A 17521-nucleotide genomic window follows, 5' to 3' on the forward strand; every position below is an offset into this window, starting at 1 on the left:
CATCCCTTTTATAAGGTTTTATACGATTTTTTCATCAGGTGTTCCAGTCCCTTTTTCCGGATGGTCCCGGTGCGTCAGGGCACCTGGTTTACTTTTCCAGAGATGAAAATCCGTCTTCCAGTATGGACAGGCCTTTGTCAAGTTCTTCATCCGTGATGACAAACGGCATCAGGGTCCGGATCACATTGCCGAAATTGCCGCATGAAAGAATCACCAACCCCTTGTCGTAGCAGATCTGGGTCAGTTTTTTGGCGGCGTCCGTGGCCGGTTCTTTTGTGTCGCGGTCATTGACCAGTTCCAGGGCCAGCATGGGACCTTTGCCCCGGACTTCGCCGATGATCTCATGGCGGTCCGCCAGTTCGGCAAACCGTTTTTGCAGGATGTCACCCAGCTGCCGGGACCGTTCCAGCAGATTGTCTTCAAACAAAATCTCCAGAACGGCCAGGGCGGCCTGGCAGGACAGAGGATTGCCGCTGTAAGTGCCGCCCAGACCCCCGGGATGCGGGGCATCCATGAGTTCAGAGCGTCCCGTGACCGCACTCAAAGGCATGCCGCCGGCCAGGCTTTTGGCCTGGGTGACGATATCCGGTTCAATGCCCCAGTGTTCAGTGGCCAGGAATTTGCCGGTCCGGCCGGCACCGGACTGGACTTCGTCCATGATCAGCAGGATGCCGTATTTTTTAGCAATGGCCGCCAGTTTCGGGAAATATTCCGGCGGCGGGGTGACAAATCCGCCTTCCCCCTGGATGGGTTCGGCAATAATGGCGGCACAGGATTCCGGGTCCACATGGGTGATGAAAAATGATTCAATCATCTCTATACAGGCAATGTTGCAGGACGGATAAGTGCATCCCATGGGGCACCGGTAGCAGTAGGCATAGGGCAGGCGGTACACTTCCGGGGCAAACGGACCGAACCCGTATTTATAAGGTTTGATTTTGCTGGTCAAAGACATGGTCATCAGCGTCCGGCCGTGAAATCCGTTTTCAAACGCGATCACTGCCGGGCGTTTGGTGGCGTACCGGGCGACTTTTACGGCGTTTTCCACGGCTTCGGCCCCGGAGTTGGCAAACATGGTTTTTTTGGCAAAATCTCCGGGAACCAGGTCATTGAGTTTTTTTGCCAGCTCAATATATGAATCATACATGCCCACGTGAAAACAGGTGTGGATGAACCGGTCCGCCTGATCCTTGATGGCTTTGACCACTTTGGGATGGGCATGGCCCACGTTGTTGACCCCGATGCCGCCGGCAAAGTCGATGAATGTTTTACCGTCCACATCGGTCATGGTCGCACCGCTGGCTTTTGCAATCACGGCCGTGGTGAGATTGGCCGGTCCCTGGGCCACATGTGCTTTTCTGAGCTCATTGAAATACTCGGTTTTGTTGGAAGTCATTTTGTTTCTCCAGAAAAATTGAAATTATTATAAAGGTTGATACCATTCAATCTGTAAGTAGTGTTATACATCATTATTATTCAAGTTGATTAAATCAAAAAAAAAGAACAAAAAATTTGCTTGATACTCAGGTTGAGCAAAATATGTGCCAAAAAAGCTTTTATTAGAAGGCTGTTTCTGTAATTAAAAAGCTTTTATTAGAAGACTGTTTCTGTAATTAAAAAGCTTTCCGTCAAGTTTTTTGTTTTCGGTTTGCAAGCTTTGACACTAAAAAAATTGAAATAAATCAAATATGCATAATAATGCAATTTTGCATATCAAAAAAGCTTTTTTGTTAATTATTTGATTTAATTGAAAAATATTGTTGAGATGTCGTCTTGTCTTGGCAAAAATATGCAAATATGCATATTTTTGCCAGGTTGGGTAAGGCGTATTTGTTGTTTCGATGAATCATCCACAGTCTGTCACATGATTATTTCATAAAAATAAAATTTTTAAAGCTAAAGATTTAGAATATGATAGATTTTTTTGATTTTGGCATACTAATTGCTGAGGCCAATACAACAAAAAAAGTCACATTTATGATGCATTTAAATCGAATTTTTTGAACACCAAATATTAACCCTTGATCAAGTTAAAGAAAAATTGCAGTCCTGGCTGGCATCATTGGGGTGCAAGCCTAAATAAATATACAAGGAGTTATCGTATGAGTGAAGAAAAATTTGTGGATAAAAGTTGGGGTGACGGGGTGACGATAGAGCCCTATCTGATGTCGGTTTTGTCTAGCCGCATGTTCTGTATTGGTGTTGAAATGACCAATACGATGGTGCGCACAGCACGTTCACTTCTAATGAGTATCTGTAGAGACTTGTCTACAGCTATTTGCGACAGAAATGCAGATGTTATTTCTCTTCCACCCTGTATTCCTGTCCATGTTGCTAACATGGGGCTATCTGTTAGACCGGCATTCAATCATCCTGAAGGTATTCAAGAAGGGGATCTGTTCTTAAACAACTCTCCATATAATGGAAACACACATCATGCAGATTACACCTATATCGCTCCTGTTTTTAGTGATGGTGAACTGATGTTCTGGACTGCAGCAAAAGGGCACCAGGCAGACTGTGGTAATAGTATCCCAAGCACCTACCACCCAACTGCATTGGACCTTTATGAAGAAGGAGCAATTGACTGGCCTTGTGTCAAAATCCAGAAAGGATATAAAGATGTGCATGATCTTATTCGTATTGCCATGATGCGAATTCGTGTGCCTGATCAGTGGTATGGTGATTATCTTGCTGGTGTTGGTTCAGCCAGAATTGGCGAAAGACGACTGCAAGATATGTGCAAAGAATATGGCAATGATGTCATTAAGGAGTTTTGCAACTCTTATCAAGAATACGGTAAAAAAAGAATGGTTGAAGAGATAAAAAAGCTTCCTGCAGGTACTTGGGATTATCGTATCAGTCATGACCGTATACCCGATTTGTTGCCTCAGATTGATATTCATATCAAAGCCACTATCAATCCTGATGAAGGCTATATTACTATAGATTTACGAGACAATGAAGATTCACAGCTTTGTGGTCTAAATCTTTGTGAAGCAACGACGGTTGCCAGCGCCCGGACAGGATTTTTGAATCGTATGCCGGCCGATATGCCGCATAACAATGGGGCCATGTCACGTATACAAGTGCTGACAAGGGAAGGCTGTGTTGTTGGTAAGGCAAAGTATCCTTACTCCTCTTCCCTTGCAACAACTAATGTTGCAGATAGGCTTATTTCTGGTGTTCAGTGTCTTTTCAATCAGATCCCTGAACTCGACTCAAGAGGTATTGCAGAAGGCGGCGCTGTTCAATGTCCGGCAGTATCAGTCATTTCCGGTAAAGACTGGCGTCGAGAGGATGAACCATACGTTAATCAGCTGTTCTGTGGTATGACTGGTGGTCCGGGCACAAATGGCCATGACGGCTGGGTAACTTATCAATATCCTTGTACCGGTGGTGGGCTATATTGGACCAGTACGGAGATTATGGAGCAGCGTTATCCGGTGCTGGTGCGCGAAGAAGAAATTATTCAAGATGGTATCGGTTCAGGGCAATGGGATTCAGCCCCTGCATGTCAATTTATTCTTGCTCCCAGAAAACATCCTATGATGGCCGCATATTCATGTGATGGCCAAGATAATCTTCCCAAAGGCGCAAAGGGAGGTCGAGATGGGCATAAATCAGGGGCATGGAAATATACTATCGCAGAAGGGTTGGATGCAAAAACTGAACTGCCTCCGTTTGCTAACCCAGAAATGAAATTTGGGGAAGCAATCGTATCTCATAGTTCCAGTGGTGGAGGGTATGGAGATCCACTTGATCGTGATCCTGAACTTGTAAACCACCGTGCACGGGAAGGGTGGATTTCTGTAGAATTTGCCAAAGAAGTTTATGGTGTTGTACTTGACACAAAAACTGAAAAATTTGCCGTTGATGTAAAAGCTACTGGGGAACTTAGAAAAAAAATGAAAGAAGCAAAACGTGTAGAAGGAGGCAGCAATGAGTAAATATGTTTGTACAGATGTTGGTGGAACTTTTACTGATGCGGCCGTCATTGATGAAAATGGTGAAATGCGAGTCTTTAAGTCGCCGACAACACATGATGATTATGCTAAAGGTATAATTGGTGCTTTGAATCTAGCTGCAGAATACTGGAATCAACCGATGGCTGAATTTATGGCTTCTTGCAGTCTCATTGATGCCGGGGTGTTAACGCATGGCTCAACCATTGCAACAAATGCTGTTTTGGAAGGCAGAGTCGATAAGGTTGGTATGATAGTTACCAAGGGACATAGAGATGTTCTCCTCTGGAGAGAAGGGCCGGTAAAAGATCCTTTCGATTTTCAGCTCGACTATCCGGAACCCTATATTCCCCGTTATTTGACGCTTCCAGTGGAGGAAAGGATTAATGCAGAAGGAGGAATAGAGACTCCTTTGAATGTAGAAGAAGTAAAAAAAGCGGTTCTACAGCTTAAGGAGTGGGATGTTAAGGCAATTGCAATATGTCTGCTCTGGTCGGTGGCTAATCCAATTCACGAACAACAGGCAGCAAAAATTGCAAAAGAAGTTTGGCCTGAATGTGAAGTTGTCATCAGTTCAGTAGTCAATCCCTGTATTCGTGAATATCGGAGATGGGTATCTACTGCTATGGATGCCTCGCTGAAAAGGATTATCTCTACCTATACTAAAAATCTCAATGACCGTTTACGGGAACTTGGTTTTAAAGGTGAAGTGGGCATGTTGAATTCCAGTGGTGGTGTTTCAAATGCAGATGAAATTTCAGCCCGTCCACTATATTCGATAGATTCTGGTCCTGCCCTAGCGCCAATAGCAGGTCGAAAAATATCTGAAGCAGATCTTGGCATTAAAGATGTCGTCATTCTTGATATGGGAGGAACTTCTTTTGATGTAAGTTGTGTTTTGGGAGGTGAGGTCTCAGTCACACGTGAGGCTAAAATCGGCTGGGAAATTCCTGGCATATCTCGAGTAAATGTCCATAGTATCGGGGCTGGCGGCGGCAGCATTGCATGGGTTGACTCTGGTGGAATGTGCCGGGTTGGTCCTAAAAGCGCAGGATCTAATCCAGGTCCCGCATGTTATAACTGGGGTGGTACAAAGCCAACTGTTACAGATGCAAATGTAGTTTTGGGGTACATAGACCCTGATTACTTTAATGGCGGGAGGATGCAACTCCATAAAAATTTCGCAGAAAAAGCAATCAAGGAACATGTTGCAGACCCCATGGGATTGAGCATTGAAGAAGCCGCCTTTACCATTTGGACAACGGTTAATGCAAATATGGTGGCAGCTATTAAGGAGATTACCATCTGGCAGGGCATTGATCCTCGAGACTATGTAATGGTTTCTGGGGGTGGGGCGGGCGGTGTGCATACGATTCCGCTTGCAGACGGCCTGGAAATGAAAAAGATTCTTATTCCCAAGACAGCTGGCGCTCTCAGTGCTACTGGTGGTATTTTTTCGAATGTTGTTTCTGAGAACAGTCGGAGTTTTTATACAGAAACAAGAGAACCCGACTTTGAACAGATCAATCTACTACTCAAAGAGTTGGCTCAGGAGGCAACCGATTTTTTTGATCGAAATAACATTGCTGAAAATGCACGGGAATACCGTTTTTACATGGAAGGTCGATATCCCTTCCAGGTCTGGGAAATTCCGATTAGAATCGATGGATATATGAAAAAAGGGTTTATCCTTGATGAAGACGGCCTCAAAAAGATGGTTGAACGGTTCCATGAAGAGCATGATAGAATGTTTGCTGTCAAGGAAGAGGATGCATATGTCGAATGTATATTCTGGAGAGTAGAGGCGGTCGGTCAGCGTAAAGAAATTTTAGCAAAGCAAATAATTACTGAAGTAAAGGCAAATGAAGAACCAGCTGAAAATGCACTGATGGGTAAAAGAAAAGCCTATTTCAGAGATTTGGGTGGGATGGTGGAAACAAATATTTATCAAGGAGATTTACTGACTTACGGAAACAGAATATATGGGCCTGCTATTATTGAAGAAGATACAACAACCATAAGTATCCTTCCAGGTTATGAGGCGAAAGTTACAAAATTCAGTACTTATTTCATTAAGAAAAAAGCTTGAGACTGTTCCAGATACTATGGCTTTACTGGTTATCCGATTAGCTGGTAAAGCCATGAATCTTTTCTTTGCAAAAATAAGGAGATAAAATGGCAGAAAATACGGAAGTTAAAATTGCAGATGCTGGGCCTGCTGGATGGATAGCTTATTCAATCGCTACCTGGATTGCCTGGCCATCATTATGTGGATTTGTAAATGAAAAGGCATTTCTTTTAATGGCCGCAGTCTCTCTGGCATGCACAATACCCTATATGATAGCTGCCATAACGCAATTGAAACTGGGCAATGTGGCTGGCGGAGTAACTTGGGTCTACTTTGGGGCATTTTTTGCATTTTGCTCATCTATTACTTATGCCATCAATTATTTTGCTCCGATATATGGTTGGGAACTTGATACCAGGATTTTGGGTTTTGAGTGGGCGATTTTGGCAATAGTGCTGATTTTTACCACGCCTGTATTTCTCAAATATTCGCCTGCTGTCGCTTCGATATCTGTTATTGCCGCTGATATCGGACTTGCTACGCTTGCTTTGATTTATTGGGGATTTTCCGGGCTGGTGCTGGTCAGCGGGTGGGCTTTTTTCGTAGCTGGTTTTTTTGGCATCATTATGACGATCGGTGGAATATTAGAGGGAGCGGGGATGAAATTCCCAATGGGAAAACCACTACTGAAATCATGAGAGTTATCATATGCAAATAGAACCTGATAAGCGTGTTAAAATAAACATTGTTCATTCAGAATGCGATATAATGAAAGTTGGAGATTCAATATACCTGCAGGGATCGGTTCTTGATGTTAAAAAATCCTGTCCCTTCTGTGTTACAGCGCTGTTATCAATTTATCCATGGGTTATGAGTGCTCGTTTTGGTATTGAATCTAAACAGTTGGGCTGGAAAAATGGATACCGATTGTATTGCCCAGATAAGCTGGTCGAGTTCGAAATTACCTTTTATGATTGAGATAAATAATATTTTGGAAGAGAGCTTCATGCCTTTTATTCCTTTCCGATTTGTATAATTTTAAGGCTATTCAAAATATTTTATTTAAGGAACATCAATGCAGGCAAGGAATAACAAGACGATGACCCTCAAAGAGGCGATCAACCGGTATGTCACAGACGGGTGCCACCTGTCCATCGGCGGGTTCACGTTGAACCGCAACCCCATGGCGGCCGTGCATGAGATTATCCGGCAGGAAAAAAGAGACCTGCATGTGTATGCCCATTCCAACGGCCAGGGCGTGGACGAGCTGATCGGCGGCAGGTGTGTGTCCCGTCTGGAAATCGCTTATGGAGGCACGGGCAAGTTCATGTCCACCTGCATCCGGTTCAGGCAGGCGGTTCAGGAACAGACCATTGCCGTGGAGGATTATTCCAATTTTCAGATGACTCTGCGGTTTCTGGCCGGGGCCATGGGAATTCCCTTTCTGCCCACCCGGTCGTCTCTGGGAACGGACATCATCGAAAAATGGGGGTTTTCACAAGAATTCAGACATAAAGACCCACGGATTCCCAACCAAAAGCTGGTGGTGGCGGACAATCCTTTTGATGGGTGGAGGGAAACTGAAAAAGTGGTGCTGGTGCCGGCCATCAATCCGGATGTGACCATCATTCATGTGCAGACGGCTGATGTCAAAGGCAACTGCCGCATGGAGGGGTTGACCTTTGCGGATGTGGAACAGGCCAAAGCGTCCCGGGTGTTGATTATCACGTGCGAGGATCTGGTGGATGAAGATTATCTTAAAACCGAACCCGACAGAAACCAGATTCCGTTCATCCATGCCACGGCCGTGGTCAAGGTGCCGTTCGGGGCATACCCTACGGCCTGCTTCCAGTATTATGACTATGATCCCGTGTATATGAAGGCGTATGCCCGGGCCGCCAAGGATGACACCGTGTTTGATCAGTTTTTGAATGACATGGTGTTTGCGCACAATACCCATGCCGATCTGCTGGATCATGTGGGCCGGCACCGCCTGGAATCGATTCTGGCCGACCGCGGCTGCGGATATGCCAAAGACCTGGACCGGAAATAAAGGAGTCTGTGACCATGGAGTATACATTAAAAGAGCTGATGACCATCTGTGCGGCCCGGGAGATCAACAACGGCGATATCGTGTTCTGCGGTACGGGCATCTCCATGCTGGCGGCCATGGCTGCCAAGAACATCAACGCCCCGGAAAGCGTGATTTTTTTTGAAACCGGGGCCATTGATTCCGAGCTGGCCCATATTCCCCTGGCCGTGGCCGATCCCCGGATCATGTATCATACCTCGGCCAACGGCGGGCTGATGGATGCATTCTGCACCATGCAGAATCCTTATGTGGGCCAGCGGGTGGTGGGCATTCTGGGTGCAGCCCAGATCGATATCTACGGCAACCTCAACTCCACGGTGATCGGAGATTATGACGCCCCGGATGTGCGGTTTTCCGGCTCCGGCGGGGCCTGTGACGTGGCCTCGTTTGTCTCCCGCAGCATTATTTTCATGAAAATGGAGAAGCGGAAATTCAAGAAAAAACTGGATTATCTCACCAGCCCCGGGTATCTGGACGGGCCGGACGGCCGCAAAAACGCGGGCCTGCCTCCGGGGGGGCCGGACAAGGTGATCACGGACATGGGGGTGATGGGATTTGATCCGGACACCCGGCAGATGATCCTGCTGGGATGCTTTCCCGGGATCACTCCGGAACAGATTCTGGATCACATGGAGTTTGAGATCCGCACGGACCGGGCCGTGGAAATTGATGTGCCGACACAGACCGAACTGACCCTGTTGCGGGAAAAATGCGATCCCCATGGGTTGATTCTCTGATCCGCCGGAGTTCAGGCTTTTAATTGTAGATTGTCACTTTCGCATCCCAACAAAATGTCACAATCTTTTGCCAAAATCAGGCCTTTTTTCAGAAAATTTGAGAATGGACCTTATACATTTTTTAGTGGGATTTGTGAGGTGCAGAAGCGCGCTAAAAAACAGATGGTAACATGCTGATTTGTAGAGGAAAAATGTTCTCACGCTTTTTTACCAAATCCCACTTTACAATTTCATCATTTTTTTTAGGCCATGTATATTGAGAATCCCCCCCTCTTATCCCCCCCGAAAGGGGGGAGGAGGATAAAGGCATGCAGCGGTTCCTGCTGTTTGGTTTCAACCTGCTCAAATTCATCAATTAATCTTATCATTTTCCCATACCTTGCTTTTTTTCACTTAGGCACTCCAAATTGGGATTTTTGACCGGATTTTTGGGATATTAATGTAACACTTTACATTTAATACAGAAAACCGAACAGGTACAGCGGAATTTCCCGGCGGCTGCCGTACAAGATATCATCTTTGACCAGATATGCTTTGTCCTGAAGATGCTTGATCTGTTTCCCGGTTTTGGATCTGCCGCCGATTTCAAACACATGTTTGTTGACTTCAAAGTCGCCGGCCGGGCTGTAATAAACATTTTTCCCGGCATTTTTCAGCATCTTGATGAAAAAGATCTCCCGGATGGTTCCGGTCTTGGATGCATACCCGATTTCGCTGATGATGGCGTGGTACAAGTCTGGATTATCCAGATAGATTTTTTCCGTGTGCTTGAGCAGGTTGCTTCCGGCTCTGTTTTTTGATATCCGTTCGACCATGCCGGTTTCTTCAAGCATTTCCAGATAATTGTGGATGGTTTTGCTGTCTAAGCCAATATGTTTGGCAATACTGTTTTTGTTGAGTTCTCCCGGCGGGGTGGTGGCCAGATAGGACAGAATGCGCTTGAAACTGGAAAGGTTTTCGGTTTTCAGTTTATAAAAATCGGCGATGTCCTCGTAAATGGTTTTCTGGATCACCCGGACAATTTTTTGATGATATGTTTTGGTATCTTCCAGAAAATAGGGATAATAACCGCATCCCAGGTATTGTTTGAAATGGCCTTTGAGTTTTGGAATATCACCCAGATCCGATTGGATCTGTTCCTTTTTTTCGATGATCTGATCCAGGGTAAAGGACCCCGTATCGGCAATGCCGTTGAACAACAGATATTCTCTGAATGACATCCCGCTCATGTGATAGATGATCCCCCTTCTGGACAGATCATGGGTGCCTTTAATCAGGTCCATGCTCGAACTGCCGGAAAATATAATTTTTATGTCCGGATATGCATCGTAAATGTTTTTGATCTCCTGGTTCCAGTTGGGGTATTTGTGAATTTCATCCAGGAAAAAATACCGCACCCCGAATTCTTCATACAGGTCATCGACAAAATCCATCAACAGGTGTGTTGAAAAATATAAATGGTCAACCGACACATAGATGCATTGCGACTTGTTCTCGATTTTTTCGTTGATGTATTGCAGCAGCAATGTGGTTTTGCCTGTTCCTCTGGGACCTATCAGGCCGGTCAGGCGGTTTTCAATGTTGAATCTGTGGTAAATATAGCGGTGGTGAAGGTGTCGGGTGCTTTCGATCAACCGCCGGTAGGTTTCCATGAAACGGTGTATCATCGGAATGTACTCCTGATTTTGCATTGTTTTTATGGAGTCTATTCCAATAAATTGTGATTGTAAATGATTTTTACTTTTTTTCATTCCTTGATTCAGGTCAAGGAACCGCTCGTGGCATTGCTTTATGATGGGTGCACGTTAAAACAAAAAAGGGGTATCCGGTAACGGTTGCCTGAAACCGCACCTAAAAGGAGGAATGTCATGAAAAAGAAAGAGATTACCCGTCGAAATTTTTTAAAGAACAGCACCCTGGCTGTCACTGGAAGTGCGCTGATTCCCGCGTTTTTAAGAGTCCCGTCCGCGTTTGCCGCACCCGAGAACAAGACAAAGATGTTCTGCTACCAGTGTGAGCAGACCATGGGAGGCAGGGGATGCACGGTCATGGGCGTGTGCGGCAAGACCCCGGAGGTGGCCGCACTCCAGGATCTGCTGGTGCACAGCCTTAAAGGTGTTTCCATTGCCTGCACAGCAGGCCGGCAGGTCAACATCAAAGATGTTGAGACCGACCGGTTCACCTGTGAGGCTCTGTTTGCCACCCTGACCAATGTGGAATTCGATCCCTACCGGCTCGAAGACCTGCTGCACGAATCCGTGGCCCATCGGGATAAAATGATTCAGAAAGTTCATGCCGCCGGCGGAAAAATTGAGTCCCCCAGCGATGCCCTGACCCTGAAACTCAAACCCTCCCTGGAAGGCATGGTCAAACAGGCGGGTGCCTACGGCCTGATGTCGGATCCGGATGTGGACCCGGATATCCGGTCTTTGCAGCACATGCTGCTGTTCGGCCTCAAGGGGATGGCCGCCTACACCGACCATGCCGCGGAACACGGCCAGGAAGATGACGCCAATTACGAATTCGTTCACCGGGCCATGGCGGCCCTGGAAGACAAGACCCTGGGCATGAACGCGCTTTTGGGCCTGGTCCTGGAGTGCGGGGAGAAAAACCTGCGGGCCATGGAACTGCTCAGTATCGGCAACACCGAAGCCTATGGCCATCCCGTGCCCACCAAGGTGCCCCTGGGAGCCAAAAAAGGGAAAGCCATCCTGGTGTCCGGCCATGATCTCATCGATCTGGAAGCCGTGCTTAAAGCCAGTGAAGGTAAAGGCATCTATGTGTACACCCATGGTGAGATGCTGCCCACCCACGGATATCCGAAACTCAAGGAGCGGTTCCCCCATTTTTATGGCCATTACGGCACAGCCTGGCAGAACCAGAAAAAAGAGTTTGATGAATTTCCCGGTGCCATTCTCATGACCACCAACTGCATCCAGAAACCCAAGCAGACCTACAAGCAGAATATCTTCACCACCGGCACCGTGGGATGGCCGGGGGTCACCCATGTGAACAAGAACAACCTCAAACCGTTGATCGACCGGGCCCTGGAACTGCCCGGATACACTGAAGACAAACCGGACATGGAAGTTTTGGTGGGATTCGGTCACAATGCGGTCCTGGGGGTGGCAGACAAGATTGTCTCCGGTGTCAAGGACGGGTCCATCGGGCATTTCTTTCTGGTGGGCGGGTGCGACGGCGTGAAAAAGTCCCGTAACTACTACACCGAATTTGTGGAAAAAACCCCGGACAACAGCATTGTGCTGACCCTGGCCTGCGGCAAGTTCAAGTTCTTCAAAAAACAGCTGGGCGATATCAACGGTATCCCGAGGCTGCTGGATGTGGGCCAGTGCAATGACGCCCATTCCGCCGTGCTCATTGCCGCGGCATTGGGCAACGCCTTTGACACGGATGTCAACGGGCTGCCGTTGTCCTTTATTTTGTCCTGGTATGAACAGAAAGCCGTGGCCATTCTTTTGAGCCTGTTGCACCTGGGCATCAAGGATATTCACATCGGCCCCTCTCTGCCGGCTTTTGTGAGCCCCAATGTTCTGGATGTGCTGGTGAAAAATTACAATTTGACCCCCATCAGCACCCCGGACCAGGACCTGAAAAAAATCCTGGGATAGCCTGCCTTGAATAAATAAACACAGGATGTTCAGGTCTGACAGCAAGCCCCCCGGCGAAACCGCCGGGGGGCTTTTTTAATTCATAATGCGCAAAGAGCGATTTTCTGATCACAGGTTGTCTTTTTTGCACAAAGGTTTCATTTGTCGATTTTCCGATATATAATTCACGGGCAAAGATGAACGGTGACCGAAAAAATTATTTTGAAAGGGCAACGCATGCTTTCTGACCGCAGGGTGTTTGTAAACGGAGAATTTATTGCCTGGGACCAGGCCTGTATCCATATGATGAGCCACAGTTTTTCCAGGGGAGCGGCAATTTTCGAGGTACTGAGTGTCCATGACACTGAAGACACAGGCCCTTGTGTGTTTCGGCTGGATGCCCATGTACAGCGCCTGTTCCGCAGTGCCGCGGCCCTGGACATGGTGCCGGGCCTTTCGTTAGAAGCGGTGGCGGCAGGGGTGTGCGAAACTGCGCGTGAAAACGGCATCCGCCAGGGGGCTGTGAAGATATTGGGATACAATCCTGAGATCGCTTTTGACATCCTGCCCTCGGTCAACACCCTGGACATTGCCGTGTTTGCCATGGACCCGGCCCGGGATCTGGGCCGGCGGCGGGTGCCGGCAGCAGACGGGGCAACCTTATGCGTTTCCTCATGGCGCAAGCTGGATCCCGGGACCGTTCCGGTCGAGGCCAAGGCAGCGGCCAATTATCTCAATGGCATGCTGGCCCGCCAGGAAGCCGGAAAAAAAGGGTGTGACATGGCAGTAATGCTGGATACCCAGGGATTTCTGGCGGAAGGGGCCACGGAATCCATTTTCCTGGTCAAAGACGGCCGGATCATGACCCCGGTTCTGGGAACCGTTCTGGACAGCATTACCCGGAACAGTGTGATCACCCTGGCAAAGACCCTGGGCATCCCCGTGGCAGAGGCCCGGCTATCTCCGGATCTGCTCGATACTGCCGAAGAGATTTTTTTCACCTGTACCCCCATGAAAGTGCTGCCGGTTAAAACCTGTGGGCAGCGCACCCTGTCCCCCGTGCCCGGGCCGGTGACCCGGCAGCTGGCAGATCTGATGGCGGAGGTCACGTCCGGCCGGAACCGGCGGTTTGCTGACTGGCTTTTTCCGGTTTCCTGATCCGGGATACTGTAAAAGGGCGTTTGAACATACCCACTGCCGGACCGGGATGCGGTTTCTTTGATTTTTTTCTTGACAAACCGATATGAATCTGAGATCGGTATAAAAAGACTGACTTTTAAAAGACTGACCTTTAGAAAGGACCATATCCATGCCCGATTGTTTGCAGGACGCAGTGATCCGCAAGGAGCGGGTATCTGATCAGATCCGGACCGTGTTGAAGCAGGCGATTCTGGACGGGCATTTCAGGCCGGGGGACAAATTTCCCCCGGAAGTGGAAATCGCGGCCAAATACCGGGTGAGCAAGGCATCGGCCCGGGAAGCGTTGCGGGAAATGGAGGCCGAAGGCCTGATCCAAAAGAAAAGAGGGGTGTTCGGCGGCAGTTTTGTGGCGGCCCCGGGTCCGGAAAAGATCATGGACGTGGTCACCAATGCCTATTTGTTCGGGAATGTCACGGCATCGGATCTGGCGGAGCTGCGGCGGATTCTGGAGCCGGGCCTGGCAGCCCTGGCCGCAGACCGGCGCACCGAAGACGATCTGGCTGCCATGGCCGAGTGCATTGACCGGGTGGCGCAATCCATCGATGCAGGTTCCCCGGACCAGACCCGGGCCATCTCCTTTCACACGCTCATTGCCGATGCCTGCCACAATCCGTTTATCTCCGCACTCATGGCCTCTCTGGTCCATGTGTTCCAGCAGGTGCTGGCCAAAACCCCGGACATGGAAACTGCAAAACAGGACCTGACCTACAACCGCCTGTTTTATGAATGTATCCGGGACCGGGACACGGCCCGGGCCGCCAGTGTGATGGCGGATCATTTCGACACCCTGGACGGGATGATTCAAAAAGAGGCGCAAAATAAACAATCACCGCCTGAACCATAACCAGGCGTAACGGTCAACCCGAGCTAACAAAAAAAGGATGGCATGTCATGAAAAACAAGATTGCAAGTCTGATGCTGGTTGTCATGTTCTTTGCCCTGGCCCTGCCCGGTATCTGCCTGGCGGCCTGGCCCAAAAAACCCATTATGATCATGATCCCCTGGCCGGCGGGAAATGACCCGTCCACCATGGTGGCTTCGGCCATGGCCCCGATGATGTCCGATGAACTGGGCGTGCCGGTGAAAGTGGTGAACAAACCGGGCGGCGGTGCCGTCCTGGCGACCAACGAGCTGAGAAACAGCCGGCCGGACGGATACACCATGGGCCTGATCTCCATCGGCCCCATGATCACCCAGGTGCTGCGGGGGAAAACCCCTTACACAAATGAGGATCTCAAGCCTCTGGGGCTGGTGTGGTCTTCACCGTTCACCCTGGCGTGTCGGACCGATGCCCCCTACAGCAACCTTAAGGAACTGGCGGAATACGGCAGAACCCATGAACTGAAACTGGCCCACTGGGGCCTGGGAGCCGTGCCCACCCTGATTGCCATGAACGCAGCCAAAATCGGGGGGTTCCAATGGAAAGAGACCGCCTATAAAGACCTGAACCCCCTGCTGGTGGTCAAAGGGGATGCAGATGTGATCACCTTTTCCATTCCCGGTGTCAAAGATTATGTGGAGTCCGGAAAAATGAAGATCCTGGCCTGCATGCTGCCTGACCGGCTCCCGGATTATCCGGATGTCGCCACGGTGGCGGAACAGGGATTTGGCGATGCCTATTCCATCTGGTTCGGGGCATTTGTGCCGGCACAGACCCCGGACGATATCGCCAGTCAGCTCAGTGACACTTTTTTCAAGGTGATGGCCCGGCCGGAAATTCAGAAAGTGATCCGGAATGTGGGCGTGATTCCCCATCCCACCGGTCCTGCGGCAGCCAGAAAACAGATGGACAGTGAGCTGGCCAATTTCGGTGCCATTATGAAGGATCTCGGGATCATTGAATGAAGTCCAACCCCCTGAACAGCCGAACCCATGATCTGCTGGGATCGGTGCTGGGTATTGCGGCTCTGGCCCTGCTGGTGGTGTCCCCCTGGCTGGTGGACACCACTGGGCCGGATCCTTTCTACAAAGGGCCTCTGCTGTTTCCATTGATCACCCTGGGCCTGATCCTGGCAGGATCCGTGCCGTCACTGATACGGCTGATCAGACCCGGGGATGCCCGATGGTATCTGGACGGTCTGGGCCGGCCCGTGCAGGCGGCAAAAGTGCTGGCCTGCCTGGTGCTGTTTCTGGGCGGCCTTGTGGTCTTCGGCCTGGAAATATCCACCCTGGTGTTTCTGGGAGTGGCCCTGAAGCTGGTGGGCCAGGATTCCCGGGTCAAGATGATCCTGGTGCCGCTGCTGGTGACCGTTATCCTGACAGTGATATTCAAACAGTTTTTAGGGGTCTGGTTTCCCGAACCGTTGGTAATGGTTTTTTTCACGGAGTAGGCCATGTTTGCACATATGCTGGACGGGTTTTATGCCGCGTTTTCCCTGGCCAATCTGGCCGCCCTGGTGTTCGGTTCGTTTGTGGGGGTGGTGGTGGGGATTCTGCCGGGCTTAGGTCCCATGGTGGGGATGGTGGTGCTGCTGCCCTTCACCTTTTCCTTTCCTCCGGACATTGCTTTGTCCCTGCTGCTCGGCGTGTTCTGCGGCGGATATTTCGGCGGGGCCATCCCGGCGGTGCTCCTGCGCACGCCCGGAGTGCCTTCCTCCATTGTCACCAGTTTTGACGGCTATCCCCTGACCCAGAAGGGCCAGGCCCAGGCGGCCCTGTCCGCGGCCCTGCTGGGGTCTTTCGGGGGCGGGGTCATCAGTGTGCTGATTCTTATGTTTCTGGCCCCGGTCCTGGCCCATGTGGCAGCCAGTTTCGGGCCGCCCGAATATTTTACCGTGGCCCTGTTCGGGGTGGTCCTGGTGGTGATGGCGTTCCGGTCCCAGCTGGGACGCGGCATCATGCTTTTGGGCTTAGGATTCTGGTTTTCCACGGTGGGAATCGACGGCACCACCCTGAGCGAGCGGTATGTGTTCGGGACCCTGGCCATGCAGAACGGCCTGGATATCGTCCCCATCTGCCTGGGGCTGTTCGGCATCGGCCAGACCCTGATTTTGGTGGAGCAGAACATCATGAAGACCGATCATGTGCATCTGAGCCGTTCCACCCTGGATTTTTCCCAGCTGTGGGCCGCGCTGAAGTACTGGAAAACCCTGGTCCGGTCCGGGGTGATCGGCACCTTTGTGGGACTGCTGCCGGGCACGGGGTCGATCCTGGCTTCTTTTCTGTCCTATGACACCGCCAAACGGCTGTCCCCTGAAAAAGAGCGATTCGGCCACGGCACCCCGGAAGGGTGCATCGCCTCGGAAGCCGGCAACAATGCCGTTCCGGCCGGGGCCATGATCCCGCTGCTTACCTTAGGGATTCCGGGAGATGCGTTGAGTGCCGTGCTGCTGGGGGTGTTCACTATCAACGGCATCTATCCCGGGCCGTTGCTGCTGGTCAAGGAACCGGTGCTGATTTCCACCCTGTATTTTTCCATGCTGCTCATCAATGTGGCAGCCTTTGCCATGCTCATGATCTGGCTGCGGCCCTTTGCCATGATCGTAAAAGTGCCGGGACGCCTGCTGGCCGTGGTGATCATGGTGGTTTCCATGGTGGGGATCTATGCGGTGAATACCCGGTTATTTGATGCCGGGGTCGCCATTGTCATGGGGGTGCTGGGGTATGTGCTGCTGCGGATGGGCTGGCCCGTGGTGACCCTGGTCATGGGGGTGGTGCTGGGAGAGATCATGGAAAACCGGTTGCGCCAGACCCTGAGCCTGGGGGACGGCAGCCTGATGATCCTGTTCCAGCGGCCCATCTGCCTGGTCCTGCTGGCCCTGACCCTGCTTACCATTGCGGTCCCTCTGATCCGGGATTTCCGCAAAGCCCGGAAAAAGGCCCGGCCACCCTCTTAACAACACCCATGGCCT

The 17521-nt window shown here is 50.0% G+C and carries 14 protein-coding genes; 12 read left to right on the forward strand and 2 right to left on the reverse strand.

Going from position 1 to position 17521, the window contains the following annotated elements:
- Positions 1 to 88: 88 nt before the first annotated feature.
- Positions 89 to 1396, reverse strand: coding sequence for a 4-aminobutyrate--2-oxoglutarate transaminase (gene gabT / locus K365_RS0106605; RefSeq protein ID WP_024333959.1), 1308 nt, complete (start codon positions 1394 to 1396; stop codon positions 89 to 91).
- A gap of 706 nt (positions 1397 to 2102) precedes the next feature.
- Here gabT and K365_RS0106610 point away from each other — a divergent pair.
- The 6 genes from K365_RS0106610 (at position 2103) to K365_RS0106635 (ending at position 8862) form a co-directional block, all read left to right on the forward strand.
- A complete protein-coding gene (locus K365_RS0106610) occupies positions 2103 to 3950 on the forward strand; it encodes a hydantoinase B/oxoprolinase family protein (protein ID WP_051147814.1) in 1848 nt (615 codons plus the stop codon).
- Positions 3943 to 6054 (forward strand): hydantoinase/oxoprolinase family protein, encoded by a 2112-nt coding sequence (locus K365_RS0106615; RefSeq protein ID WP_024333961.1) that lies wholly within the window; start codon positions 3943 to 3945, stop codon positions 6052 to 6054. The genes K365_RS0106610 and K365_RS0106615 overlap by 8 nt, the downstream gene beginning before the upstream one ends.
- Before the next feature lie 86 nt (positions 6055 to 6140).
- Positions 6141 to 6731, forward strand: a complete 591-nt coding sequence (locus K365_RS0106620; RefSeq protein ID WP_024333962.1) for a hypothetical protein — start codon at positions 6141 to 6143, stop codon at positions 6729 to 6731.
- Between the two features lie 10 nt (positions 6732 to 6741).
- The gene (locus K365_RS27185) at positions 6742 to 7011 is read left to right on the forward strand and encodes a TIGR04076 family protein (RefSeq protein WP_084489778.1); all 270 of its coding nucleotides are present in this window, start codon (positions 6742 to 6744) and stop codon (positions 7009 to 7011) included.
- Positions 7012 to 7132: 121 nt separating this feature from the next.
- Positions 7133 to 8086, forward strand: a complete 954-nt coding sequence (locus K365_RS0106630) for a CoA transferase subunit A (RefSeq protein ID WP_245569141.1) — start codon at positions 7133 to 7135, stop codon at positions 8084 to 8086.
- A 14-nt stretch (positions 8087 to 8100) separates the two neighbouring features.
- Positions 8101 to 8862: a CoA-transferase subunit beta gene (locus K365_RS0106635; RefSeq protein ID WP_024333964.1), complete on the forward strand. Its 762-nt coding sequence runs from the start codon at positions 8101 to 8103 to the stop codon at positions 8860 to 8862.
- A gap of 455 nt (positions 8863 to 9317) precedes the next feature.
- On the opposite strand, the gene K365_RS0106645 is transcribed toward K365_RS0106635, so the two are convergent.
- Positions 9318 to 10529, reverse strand: coding sequence for an ATP-binding protein (locus K365_RS0106645; protein WP_024333965.1), 1212 nt, complete (start codon positions 10527 to 10529; stop codon positions 9318 to 9320).
- A 201-nt stretch (positions 10530 to 10730) separates the two neighbouring features.
- Between K365_RS0106645 and hcp the strand changes: the two genes are divergently transcribed.
- The 6 genes from hcp (at position 10731) to K365_RS0106680 (ending at position 17506) form a co-directional block, all read left to right on the forward strand.
- On the forward strand, positions 10731 to 12491 hold the full coding sequence (hcp, locus tag K365_RS0106655) for a hydroxylamine reductase (RefSeq protein WP_156887692.1): 1761 nt from the start codon (positions 10731 to 10733) through the stop codon (positions 12489 to 12491).
- A 216-nt stretch (positions 12492 to 12707) separates the two neighbouring features.
- Positions 12708 to 13628, forward strand: a complete 921-nt coding sequence (locus tag K365_RS0106660) for an aminotransferase class IV (RefSeq protein WP_156887693.1) — start codon at positions 12708 to 12710, stop codon at positions 13626 to 13628.
- Between the two features lie 151 nt (positions 13629 to 13779).
- Positions 13780 to 14514 (forward strand): FadR/GntR family transcriptional regulator, encoded by a 735-nt coding sequence (locus tag K365_RS0106665; RefSeq protein ID WP_006965976.1) that lies wholly within the window; start codon positions 13780 to 13782, stop codon positions 14512 to 14514.
- 47 nt (positions 14515 to 14561) lie between these two features.
- Complete coding sequence (locus K365_RS0106670; protein ID WP_024333968.1) at positions 14562 to 15515, forward strand: Bug family tripartite tricarboxylate transporter substrate binding protein; 954 nt, start codon at positions 14562 to 14564, stop codon at positions 15513 to 15515.
- On the forward strand, positions 15512 to 16000 hold the full coding sequence (locus tag K365_RS0106675) for a tripartite tricarboxylate transporter TctB family protein (RefSeq protein WP_024333969.1): 489 nt from the start codon (positions 15512 to 15514) through the stop codon (positions 15998 to 16000). The genes K365_RS0106670 and K365_RS0106675 overlap by 4 nt, the downstream gene beginning before the upstream one ends.
- Before the next feature lie 3 nt (positions 16001 to 16003).
- The gene (locus K365_RS0106680; protein ID WP_024333970.1) at positions 16004 to 17506 is read left to right on the forward strand and encodes a tripartite tricarboxylate transporter permease; all 1503 of its coding nucleotides are present in this window, start codon (positions 16004 to 16006) and stop codon (positions 17504 to 17506) included.
- The last annotated feature ends 15 nt before the right edge of the window (positions 17507 to 17521 follow it).

This window comes from Desulfotignum balticum DSM 7044 (assembly GCF_000421285.1).
GTDB lineage: Bacteria > Desulfobacterota > Desulfobacteria > Desulfobacterales > Desulfobacteraceae > Desulfotignum > Desulfotignum balticum.